Raw genomic sequence first — 22,578 nt, 5'->3', positions numbered from 1 at the left:
CTTTAATGCCTCTTCCACCGGGACACGACTGCTAAGCTTATCCACAATTGCTGATGCAAAAATCAGCAATCCGCCCTGGGTCAATTTTCAATCGGCAGGGTGGGTCAGTTTTCAATCAGCGCCGACATGTGTGAGCAAACCTGGTAGCTCCACCTCGCGTCCAGTGTCGTCATTTACGTAACGAGTATTAATTCTGAGGGCAAAGGCCATAAAGCACCTACATAGTATGTAGTAGCTAGTAAGAGGAGATACACGTTCAGAGTAGGTGATCTGGCAAATCTTGGTAGACGAGCTTGGGGCAAAAATCAGCCCCTCGTCCGGTTTTTTGGTAGGTAAGGATTAGCGAGAAGGGTAATTAGTATAGATTATGCTGCGGTGATAATGGCGCGGCATGCAGCAGTCGGGTGGCCGACGGATCAAGCGCAGCTTGTTTATCGATGCCAGTGGCGTGCGCTTCATCCGCGATGACGAAGAACTGAAACTGTCCCAGGTGCATCTGCTGACCGACTACATGAGTCGCAAGAAGGCCGAGCTCAAGGCCTGGAACGAAGCCCAGGGCAATGTCGCGGCGATGTCGGCCAACCGTCGCCGGATGACCAACATCGGGACCTTTCGAGCCTATGCCCTGGCGTACCTGAAGAGCCACCCGGAGATCCAGCCGAACATGACCTGCATGGTGCGCCAGATGCAGACCACCGCTCAGGGGATTCCACTGGAAATCTATTGCTTCACCCGCACCACGGCCTGGGCCGATTACGAGCGGATTCAGGGGGATATTTTCGACTACCTGCTGGCGGTGTTGCCGGAGTTCGGACTGAATCTGTATCAACAACCGAGCGGGACGGATTTACGCGCCGGGTTGCTGCCGGCCGTGTTGGGCACTAGCCACATTCCCGAGGCGGAAAAACACGTGATGTGACACCACAAAAAACGGTGGGAGCGAACTCGCTCCCACAAGGTTTAGTGGACGGTCAAAGGTTTGCGCATGCCCAGCCGACTGATCCACACCGCCATCAGAATCACCGACCCACCCAGCAACAACCGCCCCAGGTCCTCATGCTGATTCCAGATCAGCAGATTGAGCAGCAGCCCCACGGGCACATGCAGGTTGTTCATCACCGCCAGCGTCCCGCCGTTCACCAGGCAGGCGCCCTTGTTCCACCAATACAGGCCCAGTGCGGTGGAAACCAGTCCGAGGAATACCAGCACGCCCCATTGCAGCGGCGCTTGCGGCCAGAAGTTCTGTTTGCCGAACAGCAGAAACGCCGGCAACACCACCGCCAGTGCACCCAGGTAGAAGTAACCGAAGCGCCGGTAATGCGGCAGATCGCTGGGGTGGCGTGCCACCAGGTGCCTGTAAAGCACCTGCCCGGCGGCAAAGGTGAAGTTGGCCAGTTGCAGCAGGAGGAACCCCATGAAGAAGTCCGGGCTGATCCGGTCGTAGCGAATCACCGCGGCCCCGGCCACCGCCACCAGTGCAGCCACCAACGCCCATGGGTTGAATCGGCGGTTCAGCGCATCTTCGATCAGGGTCACATGCAGCGGCGTAAGGACCGTGAACAGCAGCACTTCAGGCACCGTCAGCACACGGAAGCTCAGATACAGGCAAACGTAGGTCACGCCAAACTGCAGCGCACCAATCAGCAACATGCCGCGCATGAACGCCGGCTCTACTGAGCGCCAGCGCGTCAGCGGAATAAACACCAGTCCCGCCAGGAGCACGCGCACCAGTACTGCGAAGTAACTGTCGACATGACCGGCCAGGTACTCGCCGATCAAACTGAAGGAAAACGCCTGGATCAGCGTGACAAAAAGTAGATAGCCCATGCTCGCCTCGTTTCGAATGGCGGCGAAGATAGCGGGTTTTGCCGGTGATCGCGAACACTCAAACGATACAAAATTCCAGGCAAAAAAAAGCCCGATCTCGCTAAAGCGTTCAATCGGGCTACAGCACTCAGGAGCAACAAGTGCAAAGGGAGGTTCGATGCGCGTACAGGCTTGAAGGGTTGCGCCAGGACACTAGACCATCCAGTGATTATCTGGCGATTAACGGGTCAGGCCACTTGAGCAAGCCTGGCGTTCGCCTGGTTGAGGCCTTTCTCCTGAAAGTCACCGCCCAGGTTCATGCCTTCGGCGTGAATGAACGTGACGTCATGGATGCCGATGAAGCCCATGACCTGACGCAGGTAGGGTTCCTGATGATCCGCAGCGCTGCCAGCGTAGATCCCGCCACGAGCGGTCAACACGTAAGCGCGCTTGCCGTTGAGCAAACCTTGAGGACCGGTTTCGGTGTACTTGAACGTCACGCCGGCACGCAGCACGTGGTCAAGCCAGGCCTTGAGGGTGCTCGGGATGGCGAAGTTGTACATCGGCGCGGCCATCACCAGGACATCGGCGGCCAGCAGTTCGTCGGTCAACTGGTTGGAGCGCTCCAGGGAAACCTGTTCGATGTCGCTGCGCTGTTCGGCGGGTTTCATCCAGCCGCCCAGCAGGTTGATGTCCAGATGCGGCACCGGGTTGACAGCCAGGTCACGAACGGTGATTTCGTCCTTCGGGTGAGCGGCTTTCCACTGGCTGATGAAGGTTTGGGTCAGTTGACGGGAAACCGAGTCTTGCTGACGTGCGCTGCTTTCGATGATCAGAACGCGGGACATGGGATGTAGCCTCCATCTGAGAATGCTGTAAGTCGATGGAGTGAAGGTTAAACAGTGTCATATCGATGAAAAAGCGCAAATAATTGCTATAAGCTATCGATAAATTCGTTTATAAGCGGACCATGCGTTGTAGAGGCAGGCTTGCTCGCGATAGCGACGAGTAAAAAAGGGCTGTCGACTGCCCCCAACGCTATCGTGAGCAAGCTTGCTCGTGCAGTCATTTCGGGGTGCAGGTGAGTTTGATACGCATCTTGATGATGGAACGGCTGAATTTGGCCGTCGCGGTTTTGTGTTTGCCAGCGGCCACTTCGATATTACGGGTGCGCGGCGCTTCCGGGCCGTTGTAGAAAACCACCTTACAGGTCGCATCGGTGCTGCCGTAGTTGTTCACCTGAATGGTGGCGATATCGCTATCGGTGTCATACGTGTTGTAGTCGATGCTCAAGCCATTGAGCTGCTTTTCGACATCGATCTGATAGGCAAACGCAGTCAGCGGCAGCATCGCCAACACCACACAACAGAATTTTTTCATTCAGCAGTCTCCAATAAGGGCTGCCAGCTTAGGACAAGAGGAGCTCATCATGAAAGCGCCCCGCGTGACCCTTGATCAATGGCGAACGCTGCAAGCCGTCGTCGATCACGGTGGCTTCGCCCAGGCCGCCGAGGCGCTGCATCGCTCGCAGTCGTCGGTCAGCTATACCGTGGCGCGCATGCAGGACCAGCTCGGCGTGCCACTGCTGCGCATCGACGGCCGCAAGGCGGTGTTGACCGAGGCCGGTGGCGTGCTGCTGCGCCGCTCCCGGCAACTGGTGAAACAAGCCAGCCAACTGGAAGACCTGGCCCATCACATGGAGCAAGGCTGGGAAGCCGAGGTGCGGCTGGTGGTCGACGCAGCGTATCCGAGCGCCCGCCTGGTCCGCGCCTTGACCGCTTTCATGCCGCAAAGCCGCGGGTGCCGTGTGCGCTTGCGCGAGGAAGTGTTGTCGGGGGTGGAGGAGGTCCTGCTGGAAGGCGTGGCCGACCTGGCCATTACCGGGTTCAGCATTCCCGGTTATTTGGGGACGGAATTGAGCGACGTCGAATTCGTCGCGGTGGCCCACCCCGAACACCCGCTGCATCGCCTCAATCGCGAGCTGAATTTCCAGGATCTGGAAAGCCATATGCAAGTGGTGATCCGCGACTCCGGTCGGCAACAGCCCCGGGACGTCGGCTGGCTCGGTGCCGAACAGCGCTGGACCGTCGGCAGCCTGGCCACCGCCGCCACGTTTGTCAGCAGTGGCCTGGGCTTCGCCTGGCTGCCCAGACATACGATCGAACGTGAACTCAGGGAAGGTACGCTCAAGCTGCTACCTTTGGATCAGGGCGGCAGCCGAAGCCCGAGCTTCTTCCTGTATTCGAACAAGGACAAACCCCTGGGCCCGGCGACGCAGATTCTCATCGAACTGTTGCGCACCTTCGATACCGCACCACTGGACGCCCCCTTCGCCGCGCCTGAACAAGCCTGACACGGAGTGTATGCATGGCCTATTTCGAACACGATGGTTGCAACTTGCACTATGAGGAATATGGCCACGGTACGCCGTTGCTGCTGGTCCACGGCCTGGGTTCGAGTACCCTGGACTGGGAAAAACAGATCCCCGCGCTGGCTGCCCGTTACCGGGTCATCGTCCCGGACGTTCGCGGCCACGGTCGCTCGGATAAACCCCGCGAGCGCTACAGCATCGCCGGGTTCAGCGCCGACCTGATCGCGTTGATCGAGCACCTGAATCTCGGCCCGACTCACTATGTGGGGCTTTCGATGGGGGGCATGATCGGCTTTCAATTGGCTGTGGATCAGCCGCAATTGCTCAAAAGCCTGTGCATCGTCAACAGCGCGCCCGAGGTCAAACTGCGCAGCCGCGACGATTATTGGCAGTGGTTTAAACGCTGGAGCCTGATGCACATCCTCAGTCTCGGGACAATCGGCAAGGCCTTGGGCAGCAAACTGTTCCCCAAGCCCGGACAGGCGGATCTGCGAGAAAAAATGGCCGAACGCTGGGCAAGGAACGACAAACATGCTTATCTCGCCAGCTTCAATGCCATCGTGGGATGGGGCGTTCAGGAACGACTGTCGAAGGTATCCTGTCCAACCCTCATCGTCAGCGCCGACCATGACTACACACCGGTTTCGCTGAAGGAAAACTACGTAAAACTGCTGCCCGATGCGCGGCTGGTGGTGATCGCCGATTCGCGTCACGCCACCCCGCTGGACCAGCCCGAACTTTTCAACCAGACGCTGCTCGAGTTTCTTGCCGCCGTCGATACCACCACCCTCAGGATCACTGACCCATGCTGAAAAAAATCGCCCTCGTCGCTGGCTCCGTTCTGTTTGCCGCCAACCTGATGGCGGCAACGCCCGCCAAGGCGCCCCATGTTCTGCTGGAAACCACCAACGGCCAGATCGAGATCGAACTGGACCCGGTCAAGGCCCCGATCAGTACCAAGAACTTCCTGGACTACGTCGACAGCGGTTTCTACAACAACACGATTTTCCACCGTGTGATTCCGGGTTTCATGGTCCAGGGCGGCGGTTTCACTCAACAAATGCAGCAAAAAGACACCAAGGCACCGATCAAGAACGAATCGAAAAACGGCTTGCATAACGTGCGTGGCACCCTGTCCATGGCCCGCACCTCGGTGCCGGATTCGGCCACCAGCCAGTTCTTCATCAACGTCAAGGACAACGACTTCCTCGACCAGGGCGATGGTTATGCGGTGTTCGGCAAAGTGGTCAAAGGCATGGACGTGGTGGACATCATCGTCAACTCGCCAACCACCGTCCGCAGCGGCATGAAGGATGTACCGGCCGATCCGGTGTTCATCAAGTCGGCCAAGCGCATCGACTGAGACTAAGCTGGACAAGGATGTCCGAGCCGTTGCCGGCGATGCCGGTAACGCTCATACCGTTTAAAGGAGACCCCGTTCGCGGGTGAAGAACCGATGCTTTATCGCCGTTTTGAAAAACTGATCGATGTGTTCCGCGACGCCCCGACGCCCGCTCCGCCAGATCGGGTTCTGCCGTTCTATACCTATTACCTCAAGCAAGTCTGGCCGAGCTTCGCCGCACTGCTGATCGTGGGCCTGGTTGGCGCGCTGATCGAAGTCGCGCTGTTCAGCTACCTGAGCCGCATCATCGACCTGGCCCAAGGCACCCCGAACGTCAATTTTTTCAAGGAACACGGCCTCCAACTGACCTGGATGGTCGTGGTGGCGCTGGTCCTGCGCCCGGTGTTCGTCGGCCTGCATGACCTGCTGGTGCACCAGACCCTGAGCCCCAGCATGACCAGCCTGATCCGCTGGCAAAACCACAGTTACGTGCTCAAACAGAGCCTGAATTTCTTCCAGAACGACTTCGCCGGGCGCATCGCCCAACGCATCATGCAGACCGGCAACTCCCTGCGCGATTCAGCCGTGCAGGCGGTGGATGCGTTGTGGCACGTGTTGATCTACGCCATCAGTTCCCTGGTGCTGTTCGCCGAGGCCGACTGGCGCCTGATGATCCCGCTGCTGTCCTGGATCGTCGCCTTCATAAGCGCCCTCTACTACTTTGTGCCACGGGTCAAGGAACGTTCGGTCGTGTCCTCCGATGCGCGCTCCAAACTCATGGGGCGCATCGTCGACGGCTACACCAACATCACCACCCTGAAGCTGTTCGCCCACACCCATTTCGAGCAGCAATACGCCCGCGAGGCGATCAAGGAACAGACTGAAAAAGCCCAGCTGGCGGGACGCGTCGTGACCAGCATGGACGTGGTCATCACCAGCATGAACGGCTTGCTGATCGTCAGCACCACCGGCCTGGCGCTGTGGCTGTGGACGCAATCGCTGATCACCGTGGGCGCCATCGCCCTGGCCACGGGACTGGTGATCCGCATCGTCAACATGTCCGGCTGGATCATGTGGGTGGTCACCGGCATCTTCGAAAACATCGGCATGGTTCAGGACGGCTTGCAGAGTATTTCGCAACCCGTCTCGGTGACTGACCGCGATCAGGCCAAACCCTTGACCGTGGCCCGTGGCGAGGTGCGGTTCGAGAACGTCGACTTCCACTACGGCAAGCAGAGCGGAATCATCGGCGGCCTTAACCTGAGCATCAAACCCGGCGAAAAAATCGGCCTGATAGGCCCGTCCGGTGCCGGTAAATCGACCTTGGTCAACCTGCTGTTGCGCCTCTACGATGTAGAAGGCGGAAGGATTCTGATCGACGGTCAGAACATCGCCGACGTCAGCCAGGAAAGCCTGCGCGAGCGCATCGGCATGATCACCCAGGACACATCCCTGCTGCATCGCTCGATCCGCGAGAACCTGCTTTACGGCAAACCCGATGCGACCGACGCCGAACTCTGGGAGGCGGTACACAAGGCGCGGGCCGATGGCTTCATTCCGACCCTGTCGGACGCCGAGGGTCGCACCGGTTTCGATGCCCATGTCGGCGAGCGCGGGGTGAAACTCTCCGGCGGTCAGCGCCAGCGGATCGCCATCGCCCGCGTGCTGCTCAAGGACGCGCCAATCCTGATCATGGACGAGGCCACTTCAGCCCTGGACTCGGAAGTCGAAGCCGCGATCCAGGAAAGCCTGGAAACCCTGATGCAGGGCAAAACCGTGATCGCCATCGCCCACCGGCTCTCGACCATCGCGCGCATGGACCGGTTGGTGGTGCTGGAGAATGGCAAGATTGCCGAAACCGGCAGCCATGCTGAACTGTTGGCGCTGGGCGGTTTGTATGCGCGGCTGTGGCAGCATCAGACGGGTGGGTTTGTCGGAATCGATTGAATCTTCAAATCACTCCTGCCGATAGGGCAAGGCCGTCCGCGCCTCTTCGGCATACGCCAGCACACCCAGCCGCTCCTGGTGCAGAAAGTCTTTGACCGCGGCTTTCAACCCGGGATGGCGCAAGTAATGCCAGGAATGGGTAATCACCGGTTCAAACCCGCGAATCAACTTGTGCTCGCCCTGAGCGCCGGCATCGAAGCGTTGAAAACCGTTGGCAATCGCATAGTCCATGCCCTGGTAGAAACAGGTCTCGAAATGCAGCCGATCGAACTCCGCCAGACAGCCCCAATAACGCCCGTAGAAACTGTCGCCCCCCACCAGGCTGAACGCCATGGCGACTGGTCGTGAGGCCTGCCTGGCCAGCACCACGCGGATCGATTGCGGCATCCGCTCGGCCAGCAGACTGAAAAATTCCCGGGTCAGATAGGGTCTTTGCCGGCGTACCGCGTACGTATTGGCGTAGCAGGCATAGACAAAATCCCACTGTGCTTCGCTCAGTTGCCGTCCTTCGAGCCATTCGAACTCAAAGCCCTGCCCCGCCACTTGTTCACGCTCCTTGCGCATCTGCTTGCGCTTGCGCGAACTCAGGGCATCGAGAAAGTCCTGGAAATCCCGATAACCACGGTTCTGCCAGTGGTACTGACAGCCGATGCGTTGCAACCAGCCGGGCTGTTCGGCCAGTGCCGCGTCAGTGAACGGATCGGTGAAGTTGATGTGAGCGCTGGAGAGCCCTTCGATCTCCAGATAACCCGGCAGGCTCTTCAGCAGTTCGAACCCGTCCTCGACGCTGGACGCCAGCAGGCGTGGCCCGCTGACCGGGCTGAACGGTACGGCGCTCAAGAATTTGGGGTAGTAATCGATGCCGGCACGCTCACAGGCATCGGCCCAGGCATGGTCGAACACGTACTCGCCGTAGGAATGCCATTTGCGGTAACCGGGTAATGCGGCGATCAGTCGATCGCCTTCGACATGCAGCAAATGTTCGGGTTGCCAGCCGGTATGCGGGCCGACACTGCCACTGTCTTCCAGCGCGCTCAGGAATGCGTGACTCAGAAACGGCTGAGTCTCGGGCACCAGGGCGTCCCACGTTTGCGGGGCGATTTCGGACAGACTTTGCAGGCGTTGCAACGGCATCACCATCCTCACTCGTTCATGGCGTGAAAGCCTCGCGAGTATCGCTTATCGCCATCTTTTGCACACGATCAAATCGACGACAGCGCTCTAACTCAATAGTTCGCGACGACTCTGCATCGTCATCGACACGCCATCACATTGCCACCGCCCTGTAATAAACCGTCGCGATACTGGCGCCTGTTTTTAGAGCGTCGGGTTATAGCCCGGCCACTGTTTTCCGTCCATCAATGGTCGGTTGTGCCCTGGATGGCTAAGTCATCCACTCTCATCTTCGGAGATTGATATGCGTCTTGCTTCCACGAAAACTGCGGCAGCCCTGTGCGGTGGCTTGCTGCTGGCCATGAGTGTTCCTGCCAGCGCCGCAGTTGACGCCAAACTGCTCGACATGCTCAAGGCCAACGGTTCGATTACCAACGCGCAATACAGCGAACTGCAAGCCGAGCTGGCCAAGGATCAGAAGGATCAGCAGATCGCCCGCCAGGCCCAACAGGAAACCAACGAACAAATCGCGGCGACTGCCAAGAAAACCAACGAGCTGAGTACCTTCGACCAGAAACTGGCGTGGGCTGCCAAGACCCAGTTCAAGGGAGACGTGCGCTTCCGTCAGGAAACCGTTCAAAACGACGGCGTACCCAACAGCAAGGACCAGAACCGTCAGCGCATTCGTGCCCGCCTGGGTGCCTACAGCGAAATCAACCCGCAAGTCGATACCGGCATTCGTATTGCCACCGGCAGCAACGATGACGCGCGTTCCACCAACCAGGACCTGAACAACTACTTCGACAAGAAGGCGATCTGGCTGGATCAGGGTTACGTCGACTACCACCCGGATGCCATCAAGAACCTGCACCTGATCGGCGGCAAGATGTCTCAGCCATGGGTGAGCATGGGCGACATCATCTGGGATAGCGATATCAACCCGGAAGGTCTGGCAGTCACTTACAAATACCCGCTGAGCGGCAGCACCGAATTGTTCGGCAGCGCCGGTCACTACACCCTCAAGGACAACGTCGACGGCGAGGGCGTGCAGTTCAAACATGACCTGCGTCTGTACGCTGGCCAGTTGGGTGGTCGCTTCGCACTGACCGATAATCTGAAAATGACCCTGGGCGGCAGTATCTACGCCTACGACAACGCTGACAGCAGTGCCTGCCCTGGCAGTGGCACAGTCACCGCACCGTGCGCACTGGCCGTCAACGGCAACACCCCGGGCGAAGAATTCAAACTGTACGAAGGCTTTGGTCAGCTGGACGTGAGCGGTCTGCCGCTGCCGCTGTCGATTTACGGCCAATACGTGAACAACAGCGAAGCCAGCAACAACCAGGACACTGGCTGGCTGGCCGGCGTCAAGACCAAGGTCTACGGCTTCGCTATCGACTACAACTACCGCGATGTACAGCAAAACGCTGTGGTCGGCGCCTTCACCGACTCCGACTTCGCCAACGGTTACACCGGCTCGCGCGGCAGCAAGTTGAAAGTAAGCTACGAGTTGGACAAGAACTTCACCCTCGGTGCTACTTACTTCATGGCGAACTCCGACTACACCAACGCAAGCATCAACAAGAAAGATTCGGACATCAACACCCTGCAACTGGATGCCGAAGCCAAGTTCTGATTCCCCGCCTTACGACTCAGGCAAGGAAGCCCGAGCCGCTTTTACAGCCTGGCGTTGGTTTGTCGGTCCCCATCATCCGTCCGATGGACCAACGCGAGTCTGTGTTCTCTATCCCCGCGATCCCTCTCGAATTCAGCGACGATCATCGACCCGCGAATGGCTTTTGCTCCAGTCGGTCAGCAAGCTGTACGCCACCGCGAGCAACGTCGGGCCAATGAACAGGCCGATGAAGCCGAAGGCAATCAACCCTCCAAACACGCCCAGCAACACGATCACCAACGGCAGATTACCGCCTCGGCTGATCAGATACGGCTTGAGCACGTTGTCCACGCCGCTGATGATGAATGTGCCCCAGATCCCGAGGAACACCGCCATCCCGTACTCACCTTTCCAGGCCAGCCAGGCAGTGGCCGGAATCCACACCAGCGGCGGTCCCATGGGAATCAGGCTGAGCAGGAAAGTGACGATCCCGAGCACCAGGGCCCCCGGTATGCCGGCAATCAGGAACCCGATCAGCGCCAGAACCGCCTGGGCAGCCGCGGTGCCGATCACCCCGTTCACCACCCGCTGCACCGTGCCCGCCACCAGTTCGATGTAGTACCCGGCCCGTTTGCCGATCAGGCGTTCGAGCAAGCCATGGACAAACGCTGCCAATCGCGGCCCGTCCCGATAGAAAAAGAATACGAAGACAATGCTCAGGGTCAGTTCGAGAATGCCGCTGCCGATCTGTGCGCTACGTGCCAACAACCAGTTGCCGACCTGACCGAAGTAGGGTTTTAGCGACACCATCATCGCCGCCCCCTGCTGATCGACACTGTTCCAGATTCCGACCAGTCGCATGCCCACCAAGGGAACACTGCCGAGCCAGACGGGGGCTTCAGGCAAGCCATCGACCTGCACGTCCTTGATGAATGCCACGGCATCACGCACGTGGTCCGCCAGGTTGAACCCCAGCCACACCAATGGCACCGCCACCAGCAACATCCAGCCGACAGTCAATATGGCTGCCGCCAGGGACTCGCGGCCATTGAGCCAGCGCGTCAGCAAACGCATCAGTGGCCAACTGGCAAATGCCAGCACCGCGCCCCAGAACAACGCCGACCAAAACGGCGCCATCACCCAGAAACTTGCGCCAAACAGCACCAGGAGCAGGATCTGCACCAACAGCCGGTCGTTATTGATCATCGAAATCTCAAGAAAAGTCAGTTCGCAAAAGAGTAGGCGAACGCGCCGAACGCGTTCACCCGATCAAGCTTAACGCAGCAGTTCAATATGCAGGCCAGAGCCTTCGACGTGGCCGGCTTCCATCCGAGCCGCCCGTACGCCCTGCTCGATCAACGCCTGACGCCAGGCTTCGGCTTTCGGCCCGGAAAGACTGATCCGCAGGGTCGTGTCCAGATTCAGGCCACGGGAGATCAAGCGCAGCCAGGTCTCGTCAGGTGCGTCGGTCAGCTTGGGGAAATCGAGTTCGCCAGTGCTTTTGAGCTCACGCAACAGGGTTGCGGAGGTCGGCAGCAAATCACCCAGCGCCGCCGCGGCGTCAAACTGCTCGACGTGCAGGTAAGCTTTGCGATTGCCACGCGTGATGCTGTAAAGCGCCACCAGCGTATCGTTCTTCGGTGCCGCCAGCCGCAACAGCAAATACGCCTGCTCGTTATCGGAGCCATAGAGTTTGGCGTTGCCGAACACTTCATTGGCCCACAGGCTGCTCTCCCCGCAATCACGGGCCTGGCACCAGAACAGCAGTTGGGCGCCCTGCTTCTGCAAGGCTTCGCGGGCGTCGGTGAAGGCTTCTGTCGCCGAATGCTCCGGCGGCAACTCATAGGTCACCGACGTGGCATTGCCGCGGGCGCTGACCTGCCCATCGAAGCGCAACTGACCGCTGATTTTGCGGATCGAACCCAAGGGATAAATCCGCTCGAGCTCGGCTGCGGGGCGATAATCGACGATCTGCGCATCGGTCATGCGCGGCAAAATCGGCAAGTCCTGACTGCCGGGAATATCGGCGGCAAACAACAGAGGACTGAAACAGCACAGCGTCAGCAGGTTGAGGGAACGCATCGATACACTCATCGGATCAGCATGGCCTGGGCGCCCTTGACGACACTGGCGTCATCGGTGCGTTCGGGAATACGCAGTCCGCGTTGCACCGCCGGGCGCGCTTCCATCGTCGCCATCCAGCGTTGCAAGGCTGACAAACCGTCCACCGACACACCGGACCACTCGTGGCCACGCACCCATGGGAACGTCGCGATGTCGGCAATGCTGTATTCGCCGGCGAGAAACTCCACGGCTTGCAGGCGCGTATCAAGTACTTCATAGAGACGGCGGGTTTCATGCTGATAGCGGTCGATGGCACCCTGGAGTTTTTCCGGGAAATAGCGGAAAAACACGTTGGCCTGCCCCTGCATCGGACCGATGCCGCCCATCTGGAACATCAGCCACTGCATCACCACCGAACGCCCTTTCGGGTCGGCGGGCAACAGCTTTCCAGTCATTTCAGCGAGGTAAATCAGGATCGCGCCGGATTCGAACACGGTGAAATCACCGTTTGTACGATCGACAATCGCCGGGATTCGGCCATTGGGGTTGATCTTCAGGAAGTCCGCGGACTTCTGTTCCTTTTTATCGAAACTCAACGCGTGCACCGTGTAGGGCAAACCGAGTTCCTCGAGCACGATAGAGACCTTGTGGCCATTCGGGGTCGCAGCGGTGTAGAGATCTATCATGGTTGTCTCCCATTTCAACCCGCCCAGCCTCGACAGTTGCCCGGCGCAAGTCAAGGAACGGCGAAGAACCGATTGAAACAGTCTGCGACAAGATCGGCACCGGACTCGTCATTCAGGTGCAAATGATGGCCGCCTGGCAGCTGTTCCCGGCTAAAGGGTAGACGCTCCAGCAGCTCACGATGTTTGGCGAGCATGCCATCGGCAGCAACCACCAGTTTTGCCGGGCAACTGATTCGATCCACGAAGGCCATGGCCTGCTCAGTGGTAAGACGAAGCGGCGATGGCAGCGTGAGGCGGTTATCCGTGCGCCAGGTGTACCCCCCCGGCACTGGCATCAGGCCCCGTTGGGCCAGCAGTTCGGCGGCTTCGCGACTGACCGCCACCAGCCCCTTCATTCGCGCCTCGATGGCCCGATCGAGAGTGGCGTAAACCGGTTTGCGCTTGTCCCGCAGATCCAGTTGCGCTTGCAGGGCCATGCCCATGCGTTCGGCCGCATTTTCGGCTTTGTCCGTAGGTGGAATGATGCCGTCAATCAGCGCCAGATGAGTCACTCGCTCCGGCAACGATCCGGCGATGATCAAAGACGCGATGGCCCCCATGGAGTGTCCCAACAGCGCAAACCTCTTTAATCCAAGCTGCTCGGCGACTTGCAGCACATCGTGGGCGTAGTCCCACATCGCATAACCGGCACCGGTCGGGCGATGCCCGGAATGTCCGTGACCGGCCATGTCCAGCGCGATGATGCGCAAGCCCTTAAGCTTGGGCGCCAGGCGCGCGAAGCTGTTGGCGTTGTCCAGCCAGCCATGCAGCGCAATTACCGGCAAACCCTCTTCCGGGCCAAACAAGTGCGCCGCCAGCTCGATGTGCGGCAGGCTCAAGCGCACTTCTTCAACGACCTGGCTCATGCGCAATCCTGTTGGCGGCGACCGTCCCAGCGGCTGAACAGTTTTTTCAGCAACATCGCGGTGTCTTGCGGACGTTCGAGAGGAAACATGTGGCCACCGGGCATGGTCAAGGACTCGCCCAATGGCAGGCGCCCGACCGAACTGGCGTGATGACGCATCACCACCCGGCTGCTGCGCCCGCGAACCACCGCCAAAGGCACTTTCAATTGCCGTGGTCGGCCAGGGCTGGTGTGGGGCACGCCACGGTAAATGCTGATTTCCGTGGCCGGGTCGAAGCGCAGGCGCAGCTTGTCGCCCACCTGGTACAAACCGTGCTGCAGGTAAGCGTCGAGGCAGTCCGGATCGAAGCCGCGAAACAGGGTCTTGCCGGCAAAATAGTGACGGGCGCTTTCCAGATCGGCGAACTCTTCACGCCGTCCCAGGGTGCGACCGGCCGGGGTCAGCCGGTCGATGAACCCAAAGCGCTTGGCGGCCCGGATCACCCACTGATCGGTACGGGTCAGCACCGGTGAGTCGAGCATCACCACGCCGCGATAAAGTTCAGGGCAGCGCAACGCCGCGTGCAGATGCAGTACGCCGCCAAAGGAATGACCGACGCCCCAGACCGGTTCCGGTTGCTGCTCCAGGTGATGGATCAGTTCGTCTACCAGGTTGTACCAGTTGTCGTCTGCCGGGAAACGCGGGTCATGAGCATGCTGCTCCAGATGCGCCACCTGATACTCGGGCGCCAGCGCCGCGAACAACTTGCCATAGGTCCCCGAAGGAAAGCCGTTGGCGTGGGCGAAAAATATCTGCTGCGACATACCGACGATCCATCAACGAAACCAAAGCCCGATTGTCCGCAAGACCGCGCCCCGCAGCAATGACCGTAACTGACAGGAATGATGACAGTCCGGCCAAACCCATGAACCTGTGGCGAGCGAACTTGCTCGCGTTCGGCTGCACAGCAGCCGTCATGTGCGGAGGCCTTGGGCAAGTGTGATTGGGGCCGCTTCGCGATCCAACGGGAGCAAGCTCCCTCGCCACAACACAGGGATCAACGCGCTGGTGGATTTTGCCCCAACGGCACCACGGCCATGGTCAACCGCGATACACAACTGGCCTTGCCCTCGTCGCTGGTCAGGCGAATGTCCCAGACATGGGTCGTGCGGCCGATGTGAATCGGCTTGGCTACCGCCGTCACCCGCCCGCTGCGCAGGCCACGCAGATGGTTGGCGTTGATTTCCAGGCCCACACAATAGAACTTGCTGGCGTCGATACACAGGTAACTGGCCATGGAGCCAACCGTTTCGGCCAGCACCACAGAGGCGCCGCCGTGCAGCAAACCATAAGGCTGATGGGTGCGATGGTCGATGACCATGCTCGCGGTCAGCGACTCGTCGTCAAAGGCTTCGAAGCGGATATCCAGTACTTCGCCAATGGTGTTTTTCTGGATGGCATTCAACTGCTCGATGTTGGGAGTGGTGCGCCACAAACTCATCGCTACTTTCCTTTGTTGGTTTTGTTCGTGACTCAATCCTGCCACAGCACCGCCTCGCTGCGCTCGCTCCATTCCGCGAAACGCTCGCCGTAAGTGGCTTCTATCACGTTGCGCTTGATTTTCAGGGTCGGCGTGAGGAAGCCGTTTTCCACCGCCCAGCTGTCCTTGACCACCACCAGACGCCGCAAGCGTTCGTGCTTGTCGAGGGCGCCATTGACCTCCTCCAGCAACTTTTCCAGGCTTGAGTGAAGGCCGGCGCGCGCCGCACCATCCGCATCCTGCTGCCCGACCGCCGACAGCACGCACAGCCCCAGTGGCGCAATCAGGCCATCGCCGACCACACACACTTGTTCAATCCGCGAATGCACCGCCAAACGATTTTCGATGGGAGCCGGGGCCACGTACTTGCCTTTGCTGGTCTTGAAGATTTCCTTCAGGCGTCCGGTCAGGCGCAGATTGCCTTCGGCGTCTTGCTCGCCCTTGTCGCCGGTGCGCAGGAAGCCATCCTCGGTGATGGTGTCGGCGGTTTTCTGCGGCTCCTTGAAATAGCCGAGCATGGTCGCGCCGCTACGCACCAGGACCTCGCCCGAGTCGTCAATGCGCACCTCGACTTCCGGACAGGGCTTGCCGATCCACCCCGGTTTGTTCTGGCCCGGCAGGCCAATGTGCGAGTAACCGCAGTTCTCGGTCATGCCATAGACCTCCAGCACATCCAGACCGAGCTTGCGGTACCACAACAGCAAGGCCTGCGGCACTGGCGCCGCGCCGGAGAGGGCCACGCGCAAGGCGTCCAGCCCCAGGCCGGCGAGGACTTTGTGCCCGACCCGCTTGCCAATGATCGGCAGGCCAAGAAGGAAGTCGAGACGCTTTGCCGGGATCTTGCTGTAGACGCCCATCTGAAACTTGGTCCAGATCCGCGGTACGCCAAACAGCGCGGTCGGCCGGGCGCGGCGCAAATCGGTCAGAAACGTGTCGAGGCTTTCGGCAAAAAATACCGTCTGCCCGGTATAGATCGACGCCAGCTCGACGAACATCCGCTCGGCGACATGGCACAACGGCAGATAGGACAACAGCCGGTCTGACTCGTTGAGGCCGAACAATCGGGTGCCATGGGTCGTGGCAAACCCCAGGTTGCCGAAACTGTGCATCACGCCTTTGGGCAGCCCGGTGGTGCCGGAGGTGTAAATGATGGTCGCCAGTTGATCGGCGGCGGGTTTGGGGTCGTCCTGGATGGGGGAACTGCGTTGCAGCTCGGCCCAACTGAAATCGAATCTACCCGGTGGATGCAGCGGCAGGCTGATGGTCGGCAGATCCGTGCTGACCCCACTGGACATGCTCGGCCAATCGTCGAGTTTGCCAATGAAGGCCAGCGCCGCTTCCGAATGCTCCAGCACCTGGGCCACGGACTTGGCAGTCAGATTCGGGTACAGCGGCACTGATACATGCCCGGCCATCCAGATCGCCAGGTCGGCAATGATCCAATGGGCACAGTTTTTCGAGATGAGTGCGATGTGACTGCCTTGGGGCAATTCCCGCGCCCGCAGCCAGTGGGCGGCGCATCGGGCCTGATGGCCGACGTCGGCCCAGGTCAGCGTTTCGACCTCCCCGCCACCCATGGGCTGGACCAGAAAGCGCTGGCGGGGATGACGGGCCTCGCGCTCGTAGAAAACGTCCAGAGGCAAACGAAAAGCAGCAGACATGCGACTCGCTCCTTTATTTTGGTCTGGAGCAAGCGTAGCCAACCAAGCAAGTGCTTGGTTGACTATTTCGCAGAAAAACGTTTGATCGCATTCCTGCTAAACGGTTACGGGTGTTTGATGCCCTTGAGCTTCATCGACCCGATCAGCAATTCATCGCCGTTGATTTCCGCCAGTCCGGCGGTACCGACCTTCTCCGGCGGATGCCCGGCGCCATGTTGCAGGTAGCTCAGCAGGTTCCCCACCAGCGGGTTGTGACTGACCAGCAAGACATTACTCACCGACACCAGTTGCTCGGCCACCTTGTCCGGATCGGTTTCCGGCGTGAGCCATTCGACGGTACGGATCTCCGGTTCGAAACCCAGTGCGTCTCGTACAAGTTGAGCCGTTTCCTGCGCTCGCAAGTAGGGGCTGGCATAGATTGCGGTGAGCGGCTGGCCGATCAACAACGCCGCGCTACGCAGTACTTCTTCACGACCGTGGGCGGTCAATGCCCGCTCCGAATCATGGTGGTTGGAACCGTGAGGTTCAGCTTCACCATGACGCAATACCCAGAGTTTCATAGCTTGGGTTCCTCATCTCGGGCCGGATGCGGAGCTGGCGCCACGACGTGCGGCGCTTCACCTTCCGGCGTACGCGGCGTTGGCCAGTCGGCGAACGGCCAGGGCTTCTGGTCGCTGTGAAAACTGCCGAAACGACCGATCTGGGCCAGAAACTGACTCAGGCTGTCGCCGAAATTCATCAGGCTGGCGCTCGGGGCGCCATAGATCAAACGATAGATCAACTGCACCAGCACCACGGCGCCAAGGATGAACTGCGCCACTTGCCAGACCAGCAAGAACACGATCATCCACAGTACCCGCAGCAGGATGGACTCGTATTTGGCTTCTATTTTTTGATCGCTCATGTCTCGCTCCGTTCCTGTTACATAGAGGGCTCAGTTGAAGCCGCTGGTGGAAATGAAATCGACGTCCGTCTTCGGCTCCGCGCGCATCAGCAGCTCAATCACCTGCTCCAGCGTGCGCCCTTCGAACAGGATCGCATGCAGCCCGGCGACCAGCGGCATATACACACCGACCTCCTGAGCCTTGGCCTTGAGCACTTTCAGGGTATTGACGCCTTCAGCGACTTCGCCCAGGCGATTGACCGCCTCGTCCAGGCTCAAACCCTGGCCGAGGGCGAAACCGACCTGATAGTTGCGGCTTTTCGGCGACGAGCAGGTGACGATCAAATCCCCCACGCCCGCCAGACCCAGGAAGGTCATCGGGTTGGCGCCCTGATTCACCGCGAAGCGGGTCATTTCCGCCAATGCCCGGGTGATCAGCATGCTCTTGGTGTTTTCCCCCATGCCCAGCGCCACTGCCATGCCGGCGATGATCGCGTAGACGTTTTTCAACGCCCCGCCCAGCTCCACACCGAAACGGTCGGCGCTGGCGTAGACGCGAAAGGTACGACCGTGCAACGCGGCCTGAACCCGCTGACAAAGCTCTTCGTCTTCACTGGCGACCACTGTGGCAGTCAGTGCGTGCTCGGCCACTTCTCGGGCCAGGTTCGGCCCGGACAACACGCCGATGCGTGCTTGCGGAGCGATTTCCTCAAGGATCTCGCTCATCAGTTTGAAGGTGTGGGCTTCGATGCCTTTGGTCAGGCTGACCAGAAACTTGCCGCGCAAACGCTCGGCATGCGGGGCCAGCACCGAGCGCAACGCGCTGGATGGCAGTGCGACGAAACACAGGTCGCAGGCCTCCAGGGTGGCTTTCAGATCCGTGACCGGTGTCACACCGGGCAGAATCTTGATGCCTTTGAGGTAACGCGGGTTCTCACGATTGACCCGGATGGCCTCGGCCTGCTCGGGGTCACGCATCCACTGCAAGACCTGATGACCGTTTTCAGCCAGCAGATTAGCCACGGCGGTACCAAAACTTCCGCCTCCCAGGACCGCAATCGGGCGCTGTTCAGTCATATGCAATCCGTTAATCCATACCAGTGGCGATGTCGGCATTATACGGAGCGGCCCAGTGGCGGCCAGCCCCCGCGTCAATTAGCGGCGCAAGTGCAAAGAAGTCCAACAAAGCCGCGGAAAATGCTGACATCGTGACTGGAAAAGTCTTACAGCTCGTTTAACATGCGCGCCATCACTCGCTAACAAGGAAGCGTCGTGCCACTGGGTTCTTCCTCACCTCGCTCGTCGTTGGTCATGGCGCTGGCTCTCAGCTCGCCATTGCAGGCTGACGACTTGTTCCTCGACAGCGAAACGCTCCCGCCAGTGCTCACGGCCATTCGCCTGAAACAATTACCGGCCGCCATGCCGGGGAGCCCCTCCCTGGATGCGCAGCAGACTGCGCGTCACAGCGGCTCCGCCGATTCGGACCACGAATGGAACAGTGCACGCCTCTACTATAGTGACGAAGCCCTCAACGACTACCGCTTTGAACGAGTCGATACTTGCATCGCCAAACACATCCGCCTGGGCAAGGCCAACCTGGAATTGGCCGGCGTGCTTGAGCAACGACTCGTCTATCAGCCCACCAGCTTCGTCGACAACCACTACGACGAGCGCCGGGTGATGTATTTCAGCGCGGAACTGGCGTTTTAAGATGCAGCATTATCGGTTGCCCAGGACGCCAACCGTTGGCCATCTACTGGTCATGTTGTGCCTGGTGGTCAGTGGCTGGCTGAGCAGCCTGGCGGTCCACGCCGCGGACATTCTGCTCACCGGTATCGAAGACAACCCCGGCGTGCAGTCCTTCACCCAGGCCTTGCGCGAATTGCGACCTGGCGACAACGTGCGTTTTCAGCCGCTGGCCGACCTGCCGGCACCAGGCAAGCTGCCTGGCAATATCCGATTGATTCTGCTCGACCTGCCGAGCCTCGACTGGCGCCTGCAAGATAGCCATGGTCCGGCGACACTGGTGCTGCGCATCAGCCGCCTGCAGGCGCGGCAACACCTGGGCGACGCCCTGCCGGCGCACCTCAGCCTGCTGTGGAGCGATCCGCCCCTGGGCCGTCAATTGCGCCTGATCCAAATCCTTTTACCTCAGGTCAAACGGGTTGGCGTGCTGTTCGACAACCACAGCGAGTTTTTGCTCAAGGAACTGCGCCAGGCCGCTCTGCCATTGGGTCTTGAAGTGGTCACCGAGCGCTGGGATAACACACTCGACAACCGTCCGTTACAGAACCTGCTGAAAAACAGCGACGTGCTGCTGGGCTTAGACGATCCCGATCTGTACAACCCGAAAACCGCGAAAAATCTGCTGCTCAGCAGCTATGCCCGACAAATGGCGCTGATCGGCCCCAATGCCGGCTTCGTCAAGGCCGGGAGCCTGGCCAGCACCTACAGTGATCAAAGCGATTGGCTGGCGATGCTCGGCGACTTGCTCGACCAGCCACCCGCCAGTTGGCCACGCACGCACTACGCGCGGCGCTTCAAAGTCTCGAGCAACGCGCAAGTGGCGCGCTCGCTGGGTATCGAACAGATAAATGAAGCAGCTGTCGCAGCATTGTTGGCAGAAGGAGAACGCCGCCCATGACCTTCCGTCGTCGTTGGGACATCAACACCCGGACCCAGCTCATCAGCCTCGGTCCTGCCCTGCTGCTGACACTGCTGTTGATCAGCTTCTTCACATTCGTACGGCTCCAGGACCTGCGCCAGGAGCTCAACCACACAGGTCAGTTGATCGCCAACCAACTGGCGCCGGCGACCGAGTACGGGGTGATATCCGGCAACAATGAAGTGCTGGACAGCCTGCTGAAGGCCACATTGGCAACGCCCAATGTACATTTTCTGGAAATCCAGGACAGCGCCAACCGGATTCTGGTGCACGTCGAGCAACCGTCGGCCCGCCCACGCCAGGTCGAAGTGTTCCAGGCCCCGGTGCGGCTGCAACGGGTACCACTGCACAATGATTTTTTCCAGAGTGGCAACAGCGCGGCCACGGCTCCTGCCGAAGACTATCTGGGTCGGGTGATCGTCGGACTGTCCAGTGACGCGTTCAGTCAGCGCCAGCAGGAAATCCTGCTCAAGGCCGGTATTCTGGCGCTGTTCGCGCTGTTGTTCACCTTTCTGGTCGCCCGGCGCCTGGCGGGAAGCCTCTCGCAACCGATCCGGGACATCGGCGACGCGGTCAAGGCGATCCAGAACGGCGACTATAAGACCCCCCTGCCCATCGTCGACGACACCGAGCTGGGCGCCCTGTCGCAACACATCAACAACCTCGCCAGCGGCCTCGAACAGGCCAGCCGTGAACAGCAGCAGGCAATGGCGCAATTGATCCAGACCCGCGAAGAAGCGGAAAAGGCCAACAACGCCAAGTCAGATTTCCTCGCCATGATGAGTCACGAACTGCGCACGCCCATGAACGGTGTGCTGGGCATGCTGCAGTTGCTGGAAACCACCGACATGACCGAGGAACAGGTCGAATACGCCGCACTGGCATCCGAGTCCACCGAACACCTGCTGAAAGTCATCAACGACATTCTGGATTTCTCGCGCATCGAACGTTCGGAACTGGAGCTGGAACATATTCCGTTCAACCTGGCGGACCTGATCAGCGCCTGCGCGCAGTCATTCCAGCACAGCGCCGTGCAGCGCGGGCTTGATCTGCAGTTGCAGATCCCCGACGACATGCGCGGGCTTCAGGTTCAGGGCGACCCAACGCGCATCCGGCAGATTCTGGTCAATCTGGTCGGCAATGCGCTGAAGTTCACCGAGCAGGGTCGCGTCACCATCGAATCGCAGTGGCAATCCCTCGATCACGAATTGTTGTGGTTTACCTGCACCGTACGTGACAGCGGAATTGGCATTTCGGCGCAAAGCCTGGAATTGATGTTCAACGCGTTCCAGCAGGCTGACAGTTCCATTTCAAGGCGTTACGGAGGCACCGGACTGGGCCTGCCGATCGCCCGCACCCTGGCCGAACGCATGGGCGGCACCTTGCGTGCCCAAAGCGAGGAAGGCCGGGGCTCGGTATTCACTCTGGAAATTCCTCTGGCGCTCTACCAACAGCCATTGCCGGCACGTTCACTCCGCGCGCCCAGCGGCAAGGGTGACGGTGAGGGCCGCAATGTGTTGCTGGTCGAGGACAATCCGGTCAACCAGACGGTTATCGAAGCCATGTTGCGCAGCCTGGGCTTTACGGTCAGTGTCGCGGCCGATGGTGCGCAGGCCGTGCGCAGTGCCGAGAGCCTGATTTTCGAAGCGATCCTCATGGACTGCCGATTGCCGATCATCGACGGCTACGAGGCCACTCGCCAGATCCGCCAACTGCCCGGCTGCACCGACCTGCCGATCATCGCCCTGACCGCCAATGCCTTGCAGGGCGACCGTGAAGCCTGCTTGTCGGCGGGGATGAACGATTACCTGGCCAAGCCCTTCAAACGGGTTGATCTTCAGCAAATTCTGCAACGCTGGGTGCAGTAGTACAGGCCTTTCGACCATCTGTGACTGGCGTGAAAGTCGAAAGTGCGGCAGTCTTAGGCACCCGAACAGGCCCGAAAAGGGGCTTGAATAAAAATTTCAGTGCACAAGTGTACATTCATGTCCTTGGTGCTGT

At 59.7% G+C, this 22,578-nt stretch carries 20 protein-coding genes and 3 pseudogenes; 9 read left to right on the top strand and 14 right to left on the bottom strand.

Features of this window, described 5'->3' with window-relative positions; translation table 11 throughout:
• Positions 1–382: 382 nt before the first annotated feature.
• Positions 383–919, top strand: a pseudogene (locus tag F7R06_RS27870) (mechanosensitive ion channel family protein); the annotation flags it as partial.
• 41 nt (positions 920–960) lie between these two features.
• Here F7R06_RS27870 and F7R06_RS27865 read toward each other — a convergent pair.
• The 3 genes from F7R06_RS27865 to F7R06_RS27855 all read right to left on the bottom strand — a co-directional run bounded on the left by F7R06_RS27865 (position 961) and on the right by F7R06_RS27855 (position 3,186).
• A complete protein-coding gene (locus F7R06_RS27865) occupies positions 961–1,827 on the bottom strand; it encodes a carboxylate/amino acid/amine transporter (protein WP_090324458.1) in 867 nt (288 codons plus the stop codon).
• A gap of 227 nt (positions 1,828–2,054) precedes the next feature.
• Positions 2,055–2,654: an FMN-dependent NADH-azoreductase gene (locus tag F7R06_RS27860; RefSeq protein ID WP_090324459.1), complete on the bottom strand. Its 600-nt coding sequence runs from the start codon at positions 2,652–2,654 to the stop codon at positions 2,055–2,057.
• Between the two features lie 217 nt (positions 2,655–2,871).
• Entirely contained in the window at positions 2,872–3,186 is a 315-nt protein-coding gene (locus F7R06_RS27855) for a 3-phosphoglycerate kinase (protein ID WP_090324461.1), read from the bottom strand.
• A gap of 49 nt (positions 3,187–3,235) precedes the next feature.
• On the opposite strand from F7R06_RS27855, the gene F7R06_RS27850 reads away from it, so the two are divergent.
• The 4 genes and pseudogenes from F7R06_RS27850 (at position 3,236) to F7R06_RS27835 (ending at position 7,466) form a co-directional block, all read left to right on the top strand.
• Positions 3,236–4,159 carry a PA3225 family LysR-type transcriptional regulator gene (locus tag F7R06_RS27850; protein WP_090324462.1) on the top strand — a complete coding sequence of 308 codons (924 nt, stop codon included), beginning with the start codon at positions 3,236–3,238 and terminating at the stop codon, positions 4,157–4,159.
• Between the two features lie 14 nt (positions 4,160–4,173).
• Positions 4,174–4,979: pseudogene (locus F7R06_RS27845) on the top strand (alpha/beta fold hydrolase).
• A 3-nt stretch (positions 4,980–4,982) separates the two neighbouring features.
• Entirely contained in the window at positions 4,983–5,540 is a 558-nt protein-coding gene (locus tag F7R06_RS27840; RefSeq protein WP_090324466.1) for a peptidylprolyl isomerase, read from the top strand.
• 93 nt (positions 5,541–5,633) lie between these two features.
• On the top strand, positions 5,634–7,466 hold the full coding sequence (locus F7R06_RS27835) for an ABC transporter ATP-binding protein (RefSeq protein ID WP_090324468.1): 1,833 nt from the start codon (positions 5,634–5,636) through the stop codon (positions 7,464–7,466).
• 9 nt (positions 7,467–7,475) lie between these two features.
• Here the strand turns inward: F7R06_RS27835 and F7R06_RS27830 are convergent, their stop codons facing one another.
• The gene (locus F7R06_RS27830) at positions 7,476–8,600 is read right to left on the bottom strand and encodes a GNAT family N-acetyltransferase (protein WP_090327514.1); all 1,125 of its coding nucleotides are present in this window, start codon (positions 8,598–8,600) and stop codon (positions 7,476–7,478) included.
• 283 nt (positions 8,601–8,883) lie between these two features.
• On the opposite strand from F7R06_RS27830, the gene F7R06_RS27825 reads away from it, so the two are divergent.
• Entirely contained in the window at positions 8,884–10,215 is a 1,332-nt protein-coding gene (locus F7R06_RS27825) for a putative porin (RefSeq protein WP_090324470.1), read from the top strand.
• A gap of 132 nt (positions 10,216–10,347) precedes the next feature.
• On the opposite strand, the gene F7R06_RS27820 is transcribed toward F7R06_RS27825, so the two are convergent.
• The 10 genes from F7R06_RS27820 to F7R06_RS27775 form a co-directional block, all read right to left on the bottom strand.
• Positions 10,348–11,400: an AI-2E family transporter gene (locus F7R06_RS27820; protein WP_090324472.1), complete on the bottom strand. Its 1,053-nt coding sequence runs from the start codon at positions 11,398–11,400 to the stop codon at positions 10,348–10,350.
• A 69-nt stretch (positions 11,401–11,469) separates the two neighbouring features.
• Complete coding sequence (locus F7R06_RS27815; protein ID WP_090324473.1) at positions 11,470–12,276, bottom strand: DUF4892 domain-containing protein; 807 nt, start codon at positions 12,274–12,276, stop codon at positions 11,470–11,472.
• A gap of 8 nt (positions 12,277–12,284) precedes the next feature.
• The gene (locus tag F7R06_RS27810; protein ID WP_090324475.1) at positions 12,285–12,944 is read right to left on the bottom strand and encodes a glutathione S-transferase family protein; all 660 of its coding nucleotides are present in this window, start codon (positions 12,942–12,944) and stop codon (positions 12,285–12,287) included.
• 50 nt (positions 12,945–12,994) lie between these two features.
• Entirely contained in the window at positions 12,995–13,849 is an 855-nt protein-coding gene (locus F7R06_RS27805; RefSeq protein ID WP_090324477.1) for an alpha/beta hydrolase, read from the bottom strand.
• A complete protein-coding gene (locus tag F7R06_RS27800; protein WP_090324478.1) occupies positions 13,846–14,652 on the bottom strand; it encodes an alpha/beta fold hydrolase in 807 nt (268 codons plus the stop codon). The genes F7R06_RS27805 and F7R06_RS27800 overlap by 4 nt, the downstream gene beginning before the upstream one ends.
• 233 nt (positions 14,653–14,885) lie before the next feature.
• Positions 14,886–15,329, bottom strand: coding sequence for a hotdog fold thioesterase (locus F7R06_RS27795; protein WP_090324480.1), 444 nt, complete (start codon positions 15,327–15,329; stop codon positions 14,886–14,888).
• Between the two features lie 32 nt (positions 15,330–15,361).
• Positions 15,362–17,029, bottom strand: a complete 1,668-nt coding sequence (locus F7R06_RS27790; protein ID WP_090324482.1) for an AMP-binding protein — start codon at positions 17,027–17,029, stop codon at positions 15,362–15,364.
• A gap of 104 nt (positions 17,030–17,133) precedes the next feature.
• Complete coding sequence (gene sixA, locus F7R06_RS27785) at positions 17,134–17,589, bottom strand: phosphohistidine phosphatase SixA (RefSeq protein ID WP_090324483.1); 456 nt, start codon at positions 17,587–17,589, stop codon at positions 17,134–17,136.
• The gene (locus tag F7R06_RS27780; RefSeq protein ID WP_090324485.1) at positions 17,586–17,933 is read right to left on the bottom strand and encodes a DUF4389 domain-containing protein; all 348 of its coding nucleotides are present in this window, start codon (positions 17,931–17,933) and stop codon (positions 17,586–17,588) included. Before F7R06_RS27780 ends, sixA begins: the two co-directional genes overlap by 4 nt.
• A gap of 30 nt (positions 17,934–17,963) precedes the next feature.
• Entirely contained in the window at positions 17,964–18,989 is a 1,026-nt protein-coding gene (locus tag F7R06_RS27775; protein WP_090324487.1) for an NAD(P)H-dependent glycerol-3-phosphate dehydrogenase, read from the bottom strand.
• Between the two features lie 351 nt (positions 18,990–19,340).
• On the opposite strand from F7R06_RS27775, the pseudogene F7R06_RS27770 reads away from it, so the two are divergent.
• The 3 genes and pseudogenes from F7R06_RS27770 to F7R06_RS27760 form a co-directional block, all read left to right on the top strand.
• Positions 19,341–19,622 (top strand): annotated as a pseudogene (locus tag F7R06_RS27770) (TonB-dependent receptor); the annotation flags it as partial.
• A 1-nt stretch (position 19,623) separates the two neighbouring features.
• The gene (locus F7R06_RS27765; protein WP_090324488.1) at positions 19,624–20,556 is read left to right on the top strand and encodes an ABC transporter substrate-binding protein; all 933 of its coding nucleotides are present in this window, start codon (positions 19,624–19,626) and stop codon (positions 20,554–20,556) included.
• Entirely contained in the window at positions 20,553–22,445 is a 1,893-nt protein-coding gene (locus F7R06_RS27760) for an ATP-binding protein (RefSeq protein WP_090324490.1), read from the top strand. The genes F7R06_RS27765 and F7R06_RS27760 overlap by 4 nt, the downstream gene beginning before the upstream one ends.
• Positions 22,446–22,578 lie beyond the last annotated feature (133 nt).

Origin of the sequence: Pseudomonas moorei, assembly GCF_008801475.1 — a bacterium.
GTDB lineage: Bacteria > Pseudomonadota > Gammaproteobacteria > Pseudomonadales > Pseudomonadaceae > Aquipseudomonas > Aquipseudomonas moorei.
The sequence above is the reverse complement of the archived record's forward strand: the minus strand, read 5'-3'. Positions and strand labels throughout refer to the sequence as shown.

Coding starts and splice junctions, on each gene's coding strand:
- F7R06_RS27865 (WP_090324458.1), bottom strand. CDS start 1,827: ATGGGCTATCTACTTTTTGTCACGCTGATCCAGGCGTTTTCCTTCAGT.
- F7R06_RS27860 (WP_090324459.1), bottom strand. CDS start 2,654: ATGTCCCGCGTTCTGATCATCGAAAGCAGCGCACGTCAGCAAGACTCG.
- F7R06_RS27855 (WP_090324461.1), bottom strand. CDS start 3,186: ATGAAAAAATTCTGTTGTGTGGTGTTGGCGATGCTGCCGCTGACTGCG.
- F7R06_RS27850 (WP_090324462.1), top strand. CDS start 3,236: ATGAAAGCGCCCCGCGTGACCCTTGATCAATGGCGAACGCTGCAAGCC.
- F7R06_RS27840 (WP_090324466.1), top strand. CDS start 4,983: ATGCTGAAAAAAATCGCCCTCGTCGCTGGCTCCGTTCTGTTTGCCGCC.
- F7R06_RS27835 (WP_090324468.1), top strand. CDS start 5,634: ATGCTTTATCGCCGTTTTGAAAAACTGATCGATGTGTTCCGCGACGCC.
- F7R06_RS27830 (WP_090327514.1), bottom strand. CDS start 8,600: ATGCCGTTGCAACGCCTGCAAAGTCTGTCCGAAATCGCCCCGCAAACG.
- F7R06_RS27825 (WP_090324470.1), top strand. CDS start 8,884: ATGCGTCTTGCTTCCACGAAAACTGCGGCAGCCCTGTGCGGTGGCTTG.
- F7R06_RS27820 (WP_090324472.1), bottom strand. CDS start 11,400: ATGATCAATAACGACCGGCTGTTGGTGCAGATCCTGCTCCTGGTGCTG.
- F7R06_RS27815 (WP_090324473.1), bottom strand. CDS start 12,276: ATGCGTTCCCTCAACCTGCTGACGCTGTGCTGTTTCAGTCCTCTGTTG.
- F7R06_RS27810 (WP_090324475.1), bottom strand. CDS start 12,944: ATGATAGATCTCTACACCGCTGCGACCCCGAATGGCCACAAGGTCTCT.
- F7R06_RS27805 (WP_090324477.1), bottom strand. CDS start 13,849: ATGAGCCAGGTCGTTGAAGAAGTGCGCTTGAGCCTGCCGCACATCGAG.
- F7R06_RS27800 (WP_090324478.1), bottom strand. CDS start 14,652: ATGTCGCAGCAGATATTTTTCGCCCACGCCAACGGCTTTCCTTCGGGG.
- F7R06_RS27795 (WP_090324480.1), bottom strand. CDS start 15,329: ATGAGTTTGTGGCGCACCACTCCCAACATCGAGCAGTTGAATGCCATC.
- F7R06_RS27790 (WP_090324482.1), bottom strand. CDS start 17,029: ATGTCTGCTGCTTTTCGTTTGCCTCTGGACGTTTTCTACGAGCGCGAG.
- sixA (WP_090324483.1), bottom strand. CDS start 17,589: ATGAAACTCTGGGTATTGCGTCATGGTGAAGCTGAACCTCACGGTTCC.
- F7R06_RS27780 (WP_090324485.1), bottom strand. CDS start 17,933: ATGAGCGATCAAAAAATAGAAGCCAAATACGAGTCCATCCTGCTGCGG.
- F7R06_RS27775 (WP_090324487.1), bottom strand. CDS start 18,989: ATGACTGAACAGCGCCCGATTGCGGTCCTGGGAGGCGGAAGTTTTGGT.
- F7R06_RS27765 (WP_090324488.1), top strand. CDS start 19,624: ATGCAGCATTATCGGTTGCCCAGGACGCCAACCGTTGGCCATCTACTG.
- F7R06_RS27760 (WP_090324490.1), top strand. CDS start 20,553: ATGACCTTCCGTCGTCGTTGGGACATCAACACCCGGACCCAGCTCATC.